15 protein-coding genes are annotated in these 17,395 nt (G+C 66.1%); 12 read left to right on the forward strand and 3 right to left on the reverse strand.

The features are described from left to right. Positions 1-23: 23 nt before the first annotated feature. On the reverse strand, positions 24-224 hold the full coding sequence (locus XH87_RS32475; RefSeq protein ID WP_245333958.1) for a hypothetical protein: 201 nt from the start codon (positions 222-224) through the stop codon (positions 24-26). A gap of 522 nt (positions 225-746) precedes the next feature. On the opposite strand from XH87_RS32475, the gene XH87_RS32480 reads away from it, so the two are divergent. Both XH87_RS32480 and XH87_RS32485 read left to right on the forward strand, forming a co-directional pair. Then, complete coding sequence (locus tag XH87_RS32480) at positions 747-1,826, forward strand: HoxN/HupN/NixA family nickel/cobalt transporter (protein WP_271590379.1); 1,080 nt, start codon at positions 747-749, stop codon at positions 1,824-1,826. Further along, on the forward strand, positions 1,807-4,119 hold the full coding sequence (locus XH87_RS32485) for a TonB-dependent receptor (protein ID WP_271590380.1): 2,313 nt from the start codon (positions 1,807-1,809) through the stop codon (positions 4,117-4,119). Before XH87_RS32480 ends, XH87_RS32485 begins: the two co-directional genes overlap by 20 nt. A 79-nt stretch (positions 4,120-4,198) precedes the next feature. On the opposite strand, the gene XH87_RS32490 is transcribed toward XH87_RS32485, so the two are convergent. After that, a complete protein-coding gene (locus XH87_RS32490; RefSeq protein ID WP_271590381.1) occupies positions 4,199-5,617 on the reverse strand; it encodes a cytosine permease in 1,419 nt (472 codons plus the stop codon). Positions 5,618-5,883: 266 nt separating this feature from the next. Next, positions 5,884-6,378, reverse strand: a complete 495-nt coding sequence (locus XH87_RS32495) for a MarR family winged helix-turn-helix transcriptional regulator (protein WP_271590382.1) — start codon at positions 6,376-6,378, stop codon at positions 5,884-5,886. Positions 6,379-6,562: 184 nt separating this feature from the next. On the opposite strand from XH87_RS32495, the gene XH87_RS32500 reads away from it, so the two are divergent. From XH87_RS32500 to XH87_RS32545, 10 genes are all read left to right on the forward strand, one after another. After that, the gene (locus tag XH87_RS32500) at positions 6,563-7,840 is read left to right on the forward strand and encodes an amidohydrolase/deacetylase family metallohydrolase (protein WP_271590383.1); all 1,278 of its coding nucleotides are present in this window, start codon (positions 6,563-6,565) and stop codon (positions 7,838-7,840) included. Positions 7,841-7,845: 5 nt separating this feature from the next. Then, positions 7,846-10,239 carry a xanthine dehydrogenase family protein molybdopterin-binding subunit gene (locus tag XH87_RS32505; protein ID WP_271590384.1) on the forward strand — a complete coding sequence of 798 codons (2,394 nt, stop codon included), beginning with the start codon at positions 7,846-7,848 and terminating at the stop codon, positions 10,237-10,239. Next, positions 10,236-11,072: an FAD binding domain-containing protein gene (locus XH87_RS32510; RefSeq protein WP_271590385.1), complete on the forward strand. Its 837-nt coding sequence runs from the start codon at positions 10,236-10,238 to the stop codon at positions 11,070-11,072. The genes XH87_RS32505 and XH87_RS32510 overlap by 4 nt, the downstream gene beginning before the upstream one ends. Next, entirely contained in the window at positions 11,069-12,256 is a 1,188-nt protein-coding gene (locus XH87_RS32515; RefSeq protein ID WP_271590386.1) for a xanthine dehydrogenase family Fe-S subunit, read from the forward strand. The genes XH87_RS32510 and XH87_RS32515 overlap by 4 nt, the downstream gene beginning before the upstream one ends. 75 nt (positions 12,257-12,331) lie before the next feature. Next, the gene (locus XH87_RS32520) at positions 12,332-13,486 is read left to right on the forward strand and encodes an ABC transporter substrate-binding protein (protein ID WP_271590387.1); all 1,155 of its coding nucleotides are present in this window, start codon (positions 12,332-12,334) and stop codon (positions 13,484-13,486) included. Positions 13,487-13,556: 70 nt separating this feature from the next. Continuing rightward, a complete protein-coding gene (locus tag XH87_RS32525; protein WP_035699230.1) occupies positions 13,557-14,429 on the forward strand; it encodes a branched-chain amino acid ABC transporter permease in 873 nt (290 codons plus the stop codon). After that, positions 14,426-15,472, forward strand: a complete 1,047-nt coding sequence (locus XH87_RS32530) for a branched-chain amino acid ABC transporter permease (RefSeq protein WP_271590388.1) — start codon at positions 14,426-14,428, stop codon at positions 15,470-15,472. The genes XH87_RS32525 and XH87_RS32530 overlap by 4 nt, the downstream gene beginning before the upstream one ends. Further along, positions 15,472-16,254: an ABC transporter ATP-binding protein gene (locus XH87_RS32535; RefSeq protein ID WP_271590389.1), complete on the forward strand. Its 783-nt coding sequence runs from the start codon at positions 15,472-15,474 to the stop codon at positions 16,252-16,254. The genes XH87_RS32530 and XH87_RS32535 overlap by 1 nt, the downstream gene beginning before the upstream one ends. Continuing rightward, positions 16,247-16,951 (forward strand): ABC transporter ATP-binding protein, encoded by a 705-nt coding sequence (locus tag XH87_RS32540; RefSeq protein WP_271590390.1) that lies wholly within the window; start codon positions 16,247-16,249, stop codon positions 16,949-16,951. The genes XH87_RS32535 and XH87_RS32540 overlap by 8 nt, the downstream gene beginning before the upstream one ends. Beyond that, positions 16,923-17,276: a Rieske (2Fe-2S) protein gene (locus tag XH87_RS32545; protein ID WP_271590391.1), complete on the forward strand. Its 354-nt coding sequence runs from the start codon at positions 16,923-16,925 to the stop codon at positions 17,274-17,276. The genes XH87_RS32540 and XH87_RS32545 overlap by 29 nt, the downstream gene beginning before the upstream one ends. Positions 17,277-17,395: the final 119 nt, after the last annotated feature.

Genomic DNA, 17,395 nt, shown 5'->3' on the forward strand with positions numbered 1-17,395 from the left:
CGAGCTCGACGCGGGCGCTCCGACTACCGAGCCGGCTCTTTCGCAAATAGGACGGAGCGATCCTGCAGCTCCTGCTCGGGAAGCTTGTTGGCTTGGCCTGTCTGCATGTCTTGAATGGATGCCATGCCGTGCTGACCGAACTGGAACACGGCATGCGACCTGAAGGCGTTGCTGGCTGCACCGAGAAGCATGGCTGCAATGAACGAGAGCATGAGGCGTTTCATGCGCATCTCCCTCTGCCATCTCCACCCGGCACGACCAATACATCCAGATCGTCCTGCTGGATGTGAGCCGCTTCACGGCGATCGGTTCCACATCCGTTGAAACGGAGCCTGTTCTGGAAGCAGCCAGCACTTGCGGCGCTAGAGCATGATCCGGAAAAGTGCACAGCGGTTTTCCGAAAAGATCATGCTCAAACAACAACCTAAAGCGCGATGACGATTCATCCTAATCGCATCGCGCTTTAACGTGCGCGTCATCCTCCGATTGGATGGCGCCACGCGGCAGGCGCGTCCATGATCCCCTGCCGACCGTCGACTTGGTCGTCAAAGTGGATGGTAGCTTGTCAACGGAAGCGCCCCATTCCGCACCGGCGTCGTGATGGGCTGAGCGCAGAATTCATCCATCAGAGCAACCATTCGGCTTCCGTTCCTGGCGGCTTTTCAGCCGTCAGGTCGAAAATGGTCCAGCTCTTGCTCTTGCTAGTATGAGGGATTTTGATAAACGTCATACTGCGGGACGGGCGGATGGAGCGAGTTGCGAGGCGGATTTTGCGGGATGTAGAGCCCGGAACGGTGGTGCTGTTCGGCGGGCTCGTCGCCGCCAACACCGGCGCCTGGGCCTGGGCCTTGGCGCTGTTCGGCGACCGGCCGACGGTGATGGCGACCGCGCTGCTGGCCTGGGTGTTCGGTCTGCGTCACGCCGTCGATGCCGACCACATCGCCGCCATCGACAATGTCGTGCGCAAGCTGATGCATGCGGGTGAGACGCCGCGTTGCGTCGGCCTCTATTTCGCGATCGGGCATTCCACCGTGGTCGTGATCGCGACCATGCTGTTGGCGCTGGGCATCGTGACCCTCGGCGGCGATAGCCTGCTCAAGGAGATCGGAGGCTTCATCGGCACCTCGGTGTCGGCGCTGTTCCTGCTCGTGGTCGCGGCCATCAACCTCGTCATTTTCGCCGGCCTGTGGCGGACGTTTCGCGCGGCACGGGAGGAGGGCGTTCATGACGCTGCGCAGCTTGACGCGCTGCTCGCCAAACGCGGCGTCCTGGCGCGGCTGCTCGGGCCGATGTTCCGCCTGGTGACGAAGCCCTGGCACATGTACCCGCTCGGCTTCCTGTTTGGACTTGGCTTCGACACCGCGACCGAAATCGGCCTGCTCAGCATCTCCGCCAGTGAAGCCGCGCGCGGCGCCTCGTTCGCCGATGTCCTGGTCTTTCCTGCGCTGTTCGCCGCCGGCATGGCGCTGGTCGACACTGCCGATTCGGCGCTGATGGTCAGCGCCTATCGCTGGGCCTTCGTCGATCCCCTGCGCAAGCTCTGGTACAACCTCACGATCACGGGGGCCTCCGTCGCAGTGGCGCTGTTCATCGGCGGCATCGAGGCGCTCGGCCTGATCAGCGATCGACTTGGCCTCTCCGGCGGCATGTGGACGCTCGTCGACGGTCTGAATGATTCGCTCGCCAATGTCGGCTTCATCGTGATCGCGCTGTTCGCGATCGCGTGGCTCGTCTCGGTCGTGCTTTACCGCCGCATCGTCGCGGACGGCCGCCGCCGTTCCGGGACGAAAGTTCTGGAATGCGCCGATGCGACCGAGGTGGCTTGAGCCCGGCCGTCGCGGCGGCGCGCTGACGGTACTCCCGGCCCTGGCGCTGCTCGCGGGTGGTGGCCGCGCCTTTGCGCAGAACAATAACGCCTCACGCGAGCTGCCCCCGGTCCAGGTCGTGGGCAGCGAGACGCCGGGGCGCAAGATGCCGGTCGCATCGCGGCGCGCCGCTGGACCGCCCCCGGTCGGTCACCGCATCTTCCTGAATCCGGCATCGACGCAGGCCTCGGACGCGCGCAGTGCCGGCTCGGGTGCCAAGGGCGAGGCCGGCATGGCCAGCGAGATCACCGTCTCCCGCGATGAGATCGAGGCGCGCCCTGTCTCGCGGCCGGGCGAGGTGCTCGAAGCCGTGCCGGGCCTGATCGTGACGCAGCATTCCGGCGAGGGCAAAGCCAACCAGTATTTCCTGCGCGGCTATAATCTCGACCACGGCACGGATCTTGCGATCACGGTCGACGGCGTCCCCGTCAACATGCGCACCCACGCGCACGGCCAGGGCTATGCAGATCTCAACTGGCTGATCCCGGAAACCATCGCCGCAATGGACGTGCGCAAGGGACCTTATTTCGCCGACGAAGGCGATTTCGCCTCGGTCGGAAGCGTTCATATCAACCTGATCGACCGCACCAGGAGACTCGCGCAGGTGAGCGCCGGCAGCTTCGGTTACCGCCGCCTGCTCGGCATGGATTCGGCGACGGTCGGTGACGGTTCGCTGCTGGTCGCTGGCGAGATCGGCACCTACAACGGCCCGTGGGACAATCCGGACAATGTGCGAAAGCTCAACGGCTTCGTGCGCTACAGCCGGGGCACCGCGACCGACGGCGTGTCCGTCACCGGCATGGCCTACGTCAACAAATGGAATTCGACCGACCAGGTGCCGCAGCGCGCCATCACCGGCGGCCCGCTCGACCGATACGGTTCGGAAGACCCGAGCGACGGTGGCAACGCCAACCGTTTCGCGCTCTCCGGCCGGATCGCGCAGACCGACGATATGGGGTCGTGGAAGGCGAACGCCTATGTGGTGAAGAGCCAGCTCGACCTCTTCAACAACTTCACCTACTTCCTCGACGATCCCGTGCTCGGCGACCAGTTCCACCAGCATGACGACCGCCTGATGGCCGGCGCCAACGTCTCGCGCACGCTGAACGGCTCCCTTGCCGGCCTGCCGATGCAGACCACCTTCGGCCTGCAGTCGCGCTACGATGCGATCGACCTCGCGCTCACCGACACTTTCCGGCGCGGCTTCCTTGCGAATATCCGCAGCGACAAGGTCGGCGAGGGCAGCGTCGGGATCTATGCCGAAAACATGGTGCGCTGGACCGACTGGCTCAGGACGACGGTGGGCTGGCGTGGCGACTATTATGCCGCGGACGTCACCTCCCTCTTCAATGCCGGCAATTCCGGTCGCGCAGATGCCGCGCTCGGCAGCCCCAAATTCAGGATGGTGCTTGGTCCGTTCAACCGGACCGAATTCTTCCTTGGTGCCGGCTACGGCATGCATTCGAACGACGCCCGCGGCGCGACCACGACGGAGGATCCCGCCGATCCCGCGACAAGGCTGACGCCGTCGCCGCTCCTGGTGCGCACCAGAGGCGCAGAGATCGGTGTTCGAAGCAGGATCGTTCCCGGCCTCGACACCTCGCTCAGCCTCTTCATCCTGGATCAGGATTCCGAGATCCTGTTCTCCGGCGATGCCGGCGATACCTCGGCGTCCCGCGCCAGCCGCCGCGACGGCTTCGAGTGGACCAACCACTACCGGCCATGGTCGTGGGTCGACATCGACGCCGATCTCGCAATGACGCATGCGCGCTTTCGCGGCTATGACAGCGAGCAGGCGGAGGTCTATGCCTCGCTCGCCGGCTATCCCGAGGCGCAGACCGGCAATGCGCCCGGAAACTACATTCCGAACGCGCCGGCGATGGTGGCGTCAGCCGGCGTCACGCTGGGCGAGAAGACCGGCTGGTTCGGAACCCTGCGCTGGCGCTATCTGGCCTCGAGCCCTCTGACGGAGGACAATGCGTTCCGCTCCTCCGCCATCAGCATCTTCAACGGCCGCCTCGGCTATCGTATCGACACTGGCTGGCGCCTTCAGCTCGACGTTCTCAACCTCTTCAACACGAAGGCGAACCAGATCACCTACGCCTATGGGTCGCTGCTCAAGACCGACACGCTCTACAACCTCTGCACATCAGGCACCGCGCCAACGGCAGTCTGTCAGAATGGCGTGATGGACTACGTGCTGCACCCCGTGGAGCCGCTGACGTTCCGGGTCACTATGGCCGGAACGTTTTAAGGCTCGGTCTGGTGCCCGGCGACGTGATCGTGAGGCTTGGCCAGCAGGGCTGATCGCAGGACGAGGTCCGTCCCCGCCGCTACCTGCCTGCGCCGCTCGCGACGGCCGGCGAGGGCGAGGTCGCGAACCTGCCGAGCGCAAGATAGGCGAGGCTCGCGACTCCAATCCCGAACAGCCAGCTCAGATCGGCGCCGCCGAGGAGGTTGATCGAGATTGGCCCCTGCAGCGCGCCGACCAGGCCGTCCTCCACCAGCCAGCCGGCGACGAGACCCGCGAAGAACGCGATCATGCCGGCCCAATTGATGTCGCCATAGGCGCTGGTCTCCGGCGAGCGATAGAGCTCGGCGACGTCGATCCTGCCCTGGCGCTTGACGAAGAAGTCGGCGAGCACCACGCCGGCCCACGGGCTCATCCAAAGCAGGAGGCTGATCATCCAGTTGTCGAACGCCTTCGCAAAGGACGGCGCGAAGATGAAGTAGAGGGTGACCAGATAGCCGGCTATGCCGACGATGACGGTGAGCCAGAAACGCGGGAGTTTCAGCCCCGCGCTCAGCGCCGCCAATGTCGCCGAATAGACGTTGAGGATGTTGGTGGCGATCGGGCCGTGCAGCACCATCAGGAGGACCAGGATGCTGACGGGACCGCCGAACACCGCGCTCACCATCTTGGCAGGATCGGTGTCCAGCGTCGTCGAGGCGATGGTCGCGCCGAGAATGCCGAGCCAGACCGTCGGCACGAACATGCCGACATAGCTGTACCAGAACACGGATTTCGACGGCACGCTTCTCGGCACGAAGCGCGAATAATCGGAGGCCCAGGTGACCCAGGAAATGCCCCAGCCGACGCCGATCGCGGTCGTCAGCAAGGTCAGCATCGCAAGATGCGCGCCGGGCGGCAGCGAGGTCGTCAGGCTCCAATTGACGACGCCGGGCTGCGTCCAGGCCAGCACGCTCATCAGCACCATGATGGCGATGGTCGGCGGCACCGTGTATTTCTCGAAGGTGCGGATCGCGTAGAAGCCGTAGACGCCGATCAGCACCTGCACCGCCATCACCAGCGTGATGACGACGATCTCGATCAGCCAGGTGTCGGGCACGCCGAACTGGCCGAGGATGCCCATCGAGACCTTGACCGGGAAGTAGGTGTTGACGCCGATCCAGCCCAGCGTCATCAGGAACATCAGGATGCTGGGCAGATAGGCGCCGCGGACGCCGAAGGCAGACCGGCTCAGCACCATCTGATTGACGCCTGTCTTGTGCCCCATCACCGTGAAGGTCGCGAAGATCGCGCAGCCGACGATGTTGCCGAGCACGATGACCGCGATCGTCTCCATCAGCCCGAGTTTCAGGATGATGCCGAGCGCGCCGAGTGCCCAGTTGACCGGCGCGATGTTGGCGCCGGCCCAGATCCACATCTGCTGCGGCCCGGTGGAGTCCCGGTCCGCGTCGGGAATTGGCTCGATGCTGTGAATATCAGCGCGAAGTTCGGAATCCGTCATGACATCCCCCAATACGAAGCACGCTTCGCATCACGGCAGCATAAATCGTGCCATTGAATTGCGAGGCTGCCGAGCAGGCGGGCGTCGACGCCGGAGGTCGCGCGCGTCGCGCCGGATCCGACTGCGTTTTCAGGCGCAGCCCGATCCTGCGCGTGAGTGCGCTTCGGCACGTCTGGCGCGCCGGCGAGAGGCGGACGATGTTGCCCGGCCGGGCAGCGGTACGATGATAAATTGAGCAGCCCAACTCAAAAGCGCGGCAGTCACTCCTAATCGAATAGGGCAGCGGCGCTGTCGCGACTGGGGTTGCCGGCGACGATGCGCTGCATCATCTCGATGAAAAGCGTCTGTTCCCGCTGGCTCAAATCGCCGAGCGTCGCACGATGCGCCCGTCGCGCCGCGCCCTCGATCTTGACCAGCAGCGCGGCGCCGGCCGGCGTCAGTCGGCACAGCCGGGCCCGGCGATCGTCCTTGTTGATGGCGCGCTCGACCAGATGTCGGGCGGCGAGCCGCTTCAAGGCGCCGGTCGTCGTGGTCCGATCCAGGGCGATATCGGCGGCCAAAGTGGTCTGATCGGCGGTTTCACGCACCGCCAGCGCCGAGAGCAGGCTGTATTGCAGCGGCGTGACCTCGAATTCGCCGCAGGCTTCCTGAAACAGCGCGACGTGAATCTGGTGCAGTCGGCGGATCAGATAGCCGGGCCGTTCCGACAATGGCCAGGGGCGGTGCCTGCCCCCGCCGCGACGTGTCTTCGCCTGCCGCAATGCACACTCTCCCAAGCCTGAACCCTGCCGCGCTTAGCTCGATTCGAGTGCGCCCGCCACATCAGGATCATGGCACGAAGCTTGCTTTTGTCAAAATGCGAAGCATGCTTCGTAATGTCGAAATACGAAGCATGCTTCGTAATTCGGGCGAGGCCCTCGCCCTCGCAAGAATGAGGAGAGCACCATGTCCGTCACTGCCAGCTTCGACCTTCTGCTGCGAGGCGGTCGCGTGATTTGTCCGGCCTCCGGCGTCGATGGCATCAAGGATGTCGCCATCCGCAACGGCAGGATTGCAGCGGTCGCGTCCGACATTCTGCCGACCAGCTCCAGGGAGGTCGTCGACGTCAGCGGCAAGCTGGTGCTGCCCGGGCTGATCGACACCCATGCGCATGTCTATCAATATGTCTCCGGCCGCTTCGGCATGAATCCCGACATGGTCGGCGTGCAGTCGGGCGTAACGACGCTGGTCGACCAGGGCGGCCCGTCCTGCATGACGCTGCCCGGCTTCCGTCACTTCATCGCGGAGCCCGCCGCCTCGCGCGTCTACGCCTTCCTGTCCGCCTATCTCGTCGGCGGCCTCGAGGGCCACTATTATCCGCAGCTCTACAGCCCCGATGGCGTCGACATCGGCGCGACCGTCAAGGCAGCGACGGCCAATCCCGACATCGTGCGCGGCATCAAGGCCCACGCCGAGATCGGCGGTTTCGCGCGCTGGGGCATTCGCGTCATCGAGATGGCGGCCGAGATCGGCAAGCGCGCCGACCTGCCGGTCTACGTGCATTTCGGGCAGCTCTGGGGCCTGCCCGAGAGCGGCGCCAACGGCGAGGATGCCGACACGATCCTCACGCGTGTGATTCCGCTCTTGCGCGAGGGCGACATTCTCGCCCATCCCTTCACGCGCCATCCCGGCGGCTTCGTCAATCGCGAGGGCGAGGTGCATCCGGTGATTAGGGCCGCGCTCGATCGCGGGCTGAAGGTCGACGTCGGGCACGGCAGCCACTTTTCCTATCGACTCGCGAAGAAGGCGATCGCCGCCGGCATCATTCCGACCACGCTCGGCGCCGACATCCATGGCTACAACACCCATGTGCCCGCGCCGGCCGGGACGCCCGACCAGCATGAGGACGAGGAGAACCATCCGTTCGCAGGCCAGGCCAAGTTCAGCCTGGTCCAGGCGATGAGCTCGATGATGGCGCTCGGCCTGTCGCTGGAGCAGGTGGTGCCGATGGTCACCTCCAATCCCGCAAAGATGCTCGGCCGCAGCGGGGAAATCGGCGCGCTCAGGGTCGGCATGGATGCCGACGTCTCCGTGCTCTCGGAGCAGAACGGCCGTTTCGTCCTCACGGACAATGAGAAGAACGAGGTGATCGCGGAGCGCCTGCTGCAGCCGGCCTTCTGCCTGCGCGCCGGCACGCGCTTCGACGCGGTCGCGCCGATCCTGCCGCAAGCTGTCGCGGCATAAGGGCGGTGGAGGAGAACGCCGGCGTGCGCAACGAGCGAGAATTTCCTTCTGGCAAGTCCGGGCAGGGCGTGGGCGCGCGGCTGCCTCGGAAGGAGGACGACCGCCTGATGCGCGGTCGCGGCCAGTATGTCGCCGACATCAGGCTCGCCGGTCTTCAGGACGTCGCCTTCGTGCGCAGCCCGCTGGCGCATGCACGCATCCGCGGGATTCATGTGCCGGAACGCCATCGCGGCAGCGTGTTCACGGCGGCCGATCTCGACGGCATCAAGCCCATCCGCGCGATCTCGGCTCTTCCGGGCTTCAAGATTTCCGAGCAGCCGGTGCTGGCAACCGGCAAGGTGCGCCAGGTCGGCGAACTCGTCGCGATGTGCCTCGCGCCGACGCGGGCCGAGGCGGAGGATATCGCGGCCTCGGTGACGCTCGATCTGGAGGAATTGCCCGCCGTCACCGACATGCTGAAGGCGCGCGAGCCTGATACGGCGCTGGTGCACGAGCATTGGGGCGACAACGTCTTCCTCGAAACCAACTACGAGGTCGACATCTCGGCCGCGCTGGATGCGCCGATCAAGGTGACGCGCGAAATCTCGACCGCGCGGCAGTGCATGTCGCCGCTCGAAGGCCGCGGCGTGGTCGCGACCTTCGATCCGAGGCTCGGCCAGCTCACGCTGCATTCCGCAGCGCAGATGCCGCACATCACGCGCAGCGGTCTTGCCGAATGTCTCGGCATGGAGGAGGGCCAGATCCGCGTCATCTCGCCCGACGTCGGCGGCGGTTTCGGGCACAAGGGCATCCTGCTGCCCGAAGAGGTCTGCCTGTCCTGGCTGACGATGCGCTGCGGCCATCCCGTGCGCTGGCTCGAGGATCGCCGCGAGCATCTCGTCGCCAGCTCCAATTGCCGCGAACACCACTACAGGATCACGGTCTACGCCGACCGCGACGGCACGCTGCGCGGCATCGATTGCGAGGCGACCGTGGATTCCGGCGCCTACTCGTCCTATCCGTTCTCGGCCTGCCTGGAAGCCGCGCAGGTCGCCAGCATCCTGCCCGGCCCCTACAGGATGCCGGCCTATCGTTGCCGCACCTTCTCGGTCGCCACCAACAAATGCCCGATCCTGCCCTATCGCGGCGTGGCGCGCACCGGCGTCTGCTTCGCGCTGGAATTGATGCTCGATCTCGTGGCGGCGGAGGCCGGCCTCGAGCCCGGCGAGGTGCGGCTGCGCAATCTGGTGCGCCCCGAACAGATGCCGTTCGACAACATCACCAGGAAACATTTTGACAGCGGCGACTATCCGGAAGCGCTGAGCCGCGCGCTGGCACAGATCGATATCGATGCCATTCGCGGCCGTCAGCGCAAGGGTGAGGCCGACGGCCGCCGCATCGGCGTCGGCGTCTCCATCTATTGCGAGCAGGCCGCGCACGGCACGTCAGTCTATTCCGGCTGGGGCATCCCGATGGTGCCGGGCCATGAGCAGGCCTCGGCCCGGCTGACGCCCGACGGCGGCCTCGAACTGCGCGTCGGCGTGCATTCGCACGGACAGGGCATGGAAACCACGCTGGCCCAGGTCGCGCATGAAATCCTCGGGGTGGATGTCGCGAAGATCCGCATCATCCTCGGTGACACCGCGATGACGCCCTATTCGACCGGGACCTGGGGTTCGCGCTCGATGGTGATGGCGGGCGGCGCGGTCGCGACGGCCTGCCGCGAGCTCGGCGAGCGCGCCCGGCGCATCGGCGCCAAGTTGTTGCAGCATGATTCGGCTTCGGTGGTGTTGCAGAATGGCGAGGTGCGCGGCGTCAACGGCAGCGTCAGCCTGAAGGCGATCGCCCACACCTGGTATCGCCGCCCGCAGGATCTGCCGGCTGACGTCGATCCGGGCGGGCTTGAAGTGACGCAAGGCTACAAGCCGGTGCGCGACAGCGGCACCTTCAGCTATGCCGCGCATGCGGCGGTGGTCGCGGTCGATCCGGATCTCGGCGAGGTCGAGATCCTCGATTATATGATCGTCGAGGACGGCGGCGTGCTGGTCAATCCGCTCGTCGTCGACGGCCAGATCTATGGCGGCCTCGCGCAAGGCATCGGCACCGCGCTCTACGAGGAAATGCCGTTCGATGCCTCCGGTCAGCCGCTGGCGACGACGCTCGCCGACTATCTGCTGCCCGGACCGACCGAAGTTCCCGCGGCTCGCCTCGATCACATGGAGACGCCGTCGCCCTATACGCAGTTCGGCGTGAAGGGCATCGGCGAGGGCGGGGCGATCGCGCCGCCGGCCGCGATCGCCAACGCCGTCAACGACGCGCTGCGCCCGCTCGGCGTCGAGCTGATGCAATCGCCGATCACGCCGCATCGGATCGTCGCTGCCGTCTTGGCCGCGCGCGTGGCCGAAGGGAGTGCGGCATGAAGCCCGCTCCCTTCGCCTATGAACGCCCACGCGATCTCACGGCAGCACTCTCGATGCTGGCTGCCGGCAGCGGCTCGGCGAAAGTCATCGCCGGCGGCCAGTCGCTCGGGCCGATGCTCAATCTGCGGCTGGTGCAGCCGGAGCTGATCGTGGATATTTCCGGTCTGGCCGAGCTCAAGCGCGCCGAGATTTCCGGCGGCGAGCTCGTGCTCGGGGCCCTGGTCACCCATGCCGATATCGAAGACGGGCGCGCGGCCGACGTGACCCGCGGGGCCATGCGCGGCGTGGCGGCCAACATCGCCTTTCGCGCCGTGCGCAACCGCGGAACGATCGGCGGCTCGCTCAGCCATGCCGATCCCGCCGCGGACTGGATCTCGGCGCTCGCCGCTCTGGGCGCACGGGTGACGCTGCGCAGTCTTGCCGGGGCGCGCACGATGCCCGTCGAGGCGTTCGTGGTGGGCGCTCTGGAATCCGCGCTGCACACGGGCGAGATCGTCGAGGCGGTCCATGTGCCGGCGCGATTGGCCTCGGCGCATTGGGGCTATGCCAAGAGCTGCCGCAAGACAGGCGAGTTCGCCCATGCCATCGGCGCGGTCCTGATCGATCCCGCCGCGGCTTCCGCGCGGATCGTGATTGGCGCGATCGACACTGCTCCCATCGTCATCACCGACGCCGCCGAGCTGTTCCGCGGTCGGATTGCCGCCGACTACAAGCAGCGTTTCGACGTCCGTGTCGCCGACGTTCTTCTGGCCAAGGCCGGCATTGACGATGCCGCGCAGCGCCACATCCATGTCGGCGTGTTGAAGCGCGCCGTCCAGGAGGCCGCGGCATGAGCACGATCGCGCTCAACGTCAATCGCCGCGCGGTGGAGCTGTCGGCCGAGCCGCGCACCAGCCTTGCCGATTTCGTTCGCGACAAGCTCGATCTGACCGGCACTCATCTCGGCTGCGAGCACGGCGTCTGCGGCGCCTGCACCGTGCTGCTCGACGGCGTGCCGGCGCGCTCGTGCATCACCTATGCGGCGGCCTGCGAGGGGGCCGACGTCACCACGATCGAGGGCCTCGACGAGGACGAGGTTACGGCCGAGCTGCGCGCCGCCTTCACCCGCGAGCATGCCCTGCAATGCGGCTATTGCACGCCGGGAATGCTGGTCTCGGCGCGCGACCTCGTGCTGCGTCTGCCCGATGCCGACGAGCGGCGCATCCGCGTCGGCATGAGCGGCAATCTCTGCCGCTGCACCGGCTATGTCGGCATCGTGCGCGCGGTGCAGTCCGTGATCGAGGCGAGGCGCGCGCGCAACATCGGGCCGCTGGTCGATGGCGGCAGGACTATCCTTGGTCCGGCCGGCTCGGGGCGAGCTGAATCCGGCCGATACGACCCGCAGCCTGCGCGCACGTTGCTGGCTCCGGCGTCCGCAAGCGTCGCGCGAGGCACCATTCCCGACTTCACCCCGGCGACCGTTCTCGACCAGCGCTTCACGCTGCCGCATCCGCCGGCAAAGGTGTTCGCGATGTTCGACGATATCGCGGGCATTGCATCCTGCCTTCCCGGCGTGGCGCTGACGGGGGTACCGAGCCCTGAGCGCGTCGAAGGCGCCATCCGCGTCAGGCTCGGGCCGGTCGCCGCGGCCTTCGAGGGCGCCGCGCGCGTCGAGCGCGATCCCGTGACGCTCTCCGGCCGCATCGTCGGCATCGGGACCGATCGCCGCAGCCATTCTGCGACGCAAGGCGAGATTCGCTATCGCCTGCTTCCGCTCGAAGGCGGTGCGGCGACCGCGGTCGAGCTGTCGATCGGCTACACGCTCACGGGAATGCTGGCCCAGATCGGCCGGCCCGGCCTGGTGCGCGATCTCGCCCGGCGCCTGATCGCGGAGTTCGCGGGAAATCTCGATCGCCAGATGTCCGGCGCGTCATCGGAGCAGATCGCCCCGGCGGAGCTGAGCTTCTGGTCGATTGCGTCGGACGTCTTGCGCGCGCGGATCGCCCGCATCTTTGGCCGCCGGAGCGAGGCGGGGTGACGGTGTGCCCGCACACCGGAAGTGACGAAGCCTGGACAGACTAGACATCAACAGCGTGGGAATTGGAGAGACAACATGACACGAGCACTCGGACTGGTTCCGGCCGTCGCGCTTGCGGTGGCCTTGGTCGGCGGCGCCGCGCAGGCGCAGACCATCAAGATCGGCGTCAACGAGCCGCTCACCGGCGCGTTCGCGGCATCGGGCACCTACGTCGTCAACGGCGCGAAGATTGCCGCCGACGAGATCAACGCCAAGGGCGGTATCCTGGGCAAGAAGATCGAGCTGGTGATCGAGGACAACAAGAGCAACCCGACCGAAGCTGCCGCCGTCGCCGAAAAACTGATCACCAGCGACAAGGTGCCGGTGCTGATGGGGGCCTGGGGCTCGAGCCTGACGCTCGCGGTGATGCCGAAGCTGATGGAATACGAGACGCCGATGGTGGTCGAGACCTCGTCCTCGGGCAAGATCACGACGACGGGCAATCCCTTCATCTTCCGCATCTCGCCGCCCTCGGCGATCGAGGCGGCCGCGTTCAAGGGCATCGTCGACAAGCTCGCGCTGAAGAAGGTCGACTTCCTCGTCATCAACAACGACTGGGGCCGCGGCACTGCCGAGGACTTCAGCAAGATGATGAAGGAGAAGGGGATCAGCATCGGCCTGGTCGAGACCATGGACCAGGGCGCGCAGGACATGAGCGCCCAGCTCTCCAAGATCAAGAGCTCGGATTCCGAGACGGTCATCGTCACGACCGCGGTCGACCAACTGACGCTGATCTTCAAGCAGGCCGCCGCGCTGGGCCTGAAGAAGCGCATCATCACCACCGGCGGCTCGCAGAACCCGGACCAGATCATCGCCCAGGCGGGAGCCGCCGCCAACGGCACCATGCATCTCACCACCTTCCTGCCCTGGTTCCCGGACAAGACGCCGAATCCGGAAGCGACCAACTACTTCATCACGGAATGGAAGAAGCGCGGCTTCGAGTTCGCCGGCTGCACCGAGAGCTTCCGCGGCTATGACGGCATCCGCACCGCGGCGGCCGCGATCGAGAAGGCCGGCAAGGCCGAGCCTGCTGCGATCAAGGCCGCGCTGTGGAACATCAACATCAAGGGACTCAACGGCGACATCGTGTTCCGCAAGTCCGGTCCTGAAGGCAAGGAGAGCGGACAGAGCCAGCCGAACGTCTATCTCATCGAGATCAACGACGGCAAGGTCGCGATGAAGACGCTCTAACGTCGGTCAGTCACAGGCGAGAGCGGCACATCGCCGCTCTCGCCTCACTACGAGTCATACAGGAACGGTCTTGAGCGAATTCCTCCAGCATCTGATCAACATGCTGGTGCTCGGCGGCACCTATGCGCTGCTGGGCATCGGGCTCACGTTGATCTTCGGCATCATGAACGTCGTCAACTTCACGCATGGTGTGCTCTACACGTTCGGTGCCTACATCATGTTCATCGTGGTGCAGCAGCTCGGGCTGAACTTCTTTCTGGCCCTGCCCGTGGCCGTGCTGGCCGGATGGCTGCTCGGGGCGGCGATCGAGCTGACCTTGCTGCGACCACTGCGTGGCTCCGACATCGACACCACGATGCTGGTCATGATCGGCGCCTGGATCGCGATGCAGTCGGGTGCGCTGTGGATCTGGGGCGGGGTCGCCAAATCGGTGACGACGCCGTTTCCGGAGGCGCCGCTGGTGCTCGGGCCGGTGTCGGTCTCCTGGCTGCGCCTGTTCGTGCTCGCCGCCGCGGCGCTGCTGATCCTGGTGACGTACCTCCTGATCAACAAGACGAGCTTGGGCCGCGCGATGCGGGCGACGTTCCAGGACCACGACACGGCGTCGCTGATGGGCGTCAATGTCGACATGATCTACACCTCGACATTCGCGATCGGCTCCAGCCTGGCCGCGGCGGCGGGCGCGCTGCTCGGGCCGGTCTACGTGATCTTCCCGCAAATGGGCGATCTCGCCGCGGTGAAGGCCTTCGCCATCGTCATCCTCGGCGGCCTCGGCAACATCACCGGCGCGGTGATCGGCGGCTTCATCCTGGCGCTCGCCGAAGAGCTCGGTGCCGGCTACGTCTCGTCGGGCTACCGCGACGCCATGGGCTTCCTCATCATCATCGCGGTGCTGATCTTCCGGCCGACCGGCCTGTTCGCGCGCGCGGAGCGCGTCGGATGAAGGCGATCATCACCATTCTCGCCGTCGCGGCGCTGGCCTCGGTGCCGCTCTGGCTGCGCGATCCTTATCTCCTGAATGCGCTGATCACGACCGGGATCTTCGTCATCGGCGCGATGAGCCTCAACCTGCTGCTCGGCTTCACCGGCCAGCTCAGCCTCGGTCACATCGCCTTCTTCGGCATCGGCGCCTATGTCAGCGCGCTGACGTCGCTCGGTTTCGACATCGGCCTGCCCGGAGACATCCGTCTGGTCCACGCGCCCTGGCCGCCGATCGCGGGCTTCGCGCTTGCGATCCTGATCGCCGGATTGTGCGGCTATTTCGTCGGGCTGCTCTCGTTCCGCGTCCGTGGCGCCTATTTCGTCATCGTGACGATCTCCTTTGCCGAGGTGGTCCGGCTGGTCGCGCTGAACTGGGTCGAACTGACGCAGGGCCCGCTGGCGCTGACCAACATTCCCTCCATCGCGCTGGCCTTGCCTGGCTTCGGTGAATTGACCCTTCGCACCAAGATGCAGAACTACTACCTCGTGCTGGTGGTGGCGCTCATCGCCTATCTCCTGATCGCGCGCCTCGTTCATTCGCATTTCGGCCGCGCGATGCGCGGGCTGATGGAGAACGAGACGCTGGCGGTCTCCGTCGGCATCGACGTGACCAGGACGCTGACGATCGCGGCGGTGATATCGGCGGCGATCGCGGGGGCGGCCGGCAGCCTCTATGCGCACTACATCCGGATCATCGATCCCGAGGTCTTCGCCTTCATCAACACCGTCACCATGGTGATCATGGTGATCAGCGGCGGCAAGGGCTCGCTGGCCGGCCCGGTCGTCGGCGGCCTGATCTTCGGGCTGCTGCCGGTTGCGCTGCGGCCGGTCATGGCGCCGGAAGCGCAGTGGATCGCCTATGGCGGCGTGCTGATCGCGATCCTGTTCGTGCTGCCGCGCGGCATCGTGCCGTCGCTCGCGCAGCGATTCGGCCGGCGACGGAGCGGGGTGACGACGCTGGCGCCTGTCGCCCTGGCCGAGACCGCTGCCAAGGAGCCGGCGTGATGACGGCGCGCAGCGTTGCCATGAGCGTCGAGCAGGTTGCCGTCCGGTTCGGCGGCCTGGTCGCGATCTCCGACATGAGTTTCACGGTCGGCGAGGGCGAGATCGTCAGCCTGATCGGGCCGAACGGCGCCGGCAAGACCACCGCCTTCAACGTCATGACCGGCTTCCTGACGCCGAGCGCGGGCCGCGTCACCTATCAGGGCACTGCGCTCGCCGGTTTGAAGCCGCATCAGGTCGCCGATCTCGGTCTGATCCGCACCTTCCAGCGCACCAGCGTGTTTCCCAACGACACCGTCTACGACAATCTCCTGATCGGCCTGCACCGCCAAGGCCGGGTCAGGCTGCTCGACGCCATCCTCGGCCTGCCAGGCGCGCGTGCCTCGGAGCGCAGACTGCGTCAGCGGGCGAGCGAGCTGCTGGAATGGGTCGGGCTCGAACGCCGCGCGCACGATGCAGCGGGCTCGCTGTCCTACGGCGAGCAGCGTCTCGTCGGTGTCGCGCTGGCGCTCGCGGCAGAACCATCGATGCTGCTGCTCGACGAGCCGGTGTCCGGCATGAACGCCTCGGAAACGCACCGATTCGTCGAGCTCATCCGCAGCATCCGCGACCGCGGCATCACGATTCTCCTGGTCGAGCACGACATGCCGATGGTGATGACGGTCTCGGACCGCATCGTGGTGCTCAACTATGGCCGCATCATCGCGGAAGGGACGCCGGAGGTGATCCGCAACGATCCGGCGGTGATCGAGGCCTATCTCGGACATGGAGCGGGACGTGCTTGAGATCCGCGACCTGGTGTGCGGCTATGGCGGCGTCACTGCGCTGCGCGGCATCTCGCTCGACGTGAAGGCCGGCCAGCTGGTCGCGCTGATCGGTGCCAACGGCGCCGGCAAGAGCACGACGTTGCGCGCGATCTCCGGCCTCGTGCCGCCACGCTCGGGCCAGATGCGGTTCGAGGGCATCGACATCACCGGTGCGAGGGCCCCGCGCGTGCTGGCGTGCGGAATCGCGCATTGTCCGGAAGGGCGGCGGGTGTTTCCGCATATGAGCGTCGAGGAAAATCTCGACATGGGGGCTTACCTGCGTCGCGGTTCAGGCGAGATCGCAGCCGACCGGGACCGCATCTACGCGGAATTTCCGCGGCTTGCCGAGCGACGCCGGCAGGCGGCGGGGACGTTGTCCGGCGGCGAGCAGCAGATGCTTGCGATCGGGCGTGCACTGATGTCGCGGCCGCGGCTGATCATGTTCGACGAGCCATCGCTCGGGCTCGCGCCGAACATCGTCGAGCGCACCTTTGCGATCATCCGCGGTATCCGTGATGCCGGCACCACGGTGCTGCTGGTCGAGCAGAACGCCTTCGCCGCGCTGGAGATGTGCGACCATGCCTATCTGCTCGAGAACGGCCGTATCGTGCTGTCGGGCGCCGGGACCGAGCTGATCGAAAACGAGCATGTGCGCAAGGCCTATCTCGGTGGATGATGGGGCAGTATGGATTCCGGCCTGCGATCTCGACCGGCTGAAGGCGGAGGCGATCGTCCGCGTCGTCGGGCGCGACCTGCTCGTGATCTGGAACGAGGGCAACGTCGTTGCCTGCAAACGTGCGTGCCCGCACGAGCAGGCGGATCTGGCTCTGGGACAGGTGACAGCGGGGCGACTCCATTGTCCCCGCCATGCGGCATCATTCGACTTGCGCGATGGAGCAATCACCGCGGGATGGCCGAGCCCGCCGCTGCGGCTTTATCCGGTGCGCATCATCGGCGAGCAAATCTGGATTGAGATGCAGGAGCGGCAACCGGGGCGATGATGACATCATGCCCCTGTTTTGCCCGACGAGTCAAAGCGGTCGTCGGCGTCGATCCGTCTTCAAAAATGTGTCTTTGAAAACAACGACGTCTCTACTGTGCATGGGGTTGTTTTCGCAGT

Source organism: Bradyrhizobium sp. CCBAU 53415, from assembly GCF_028128735.1.
Taxonomy (GTDB): domain Bacteria; phylum Pseudomonadota; class Alphaproteobacteria; order Rhizobiales; family Xanthobacteraceae; genus Bradyrhizobium.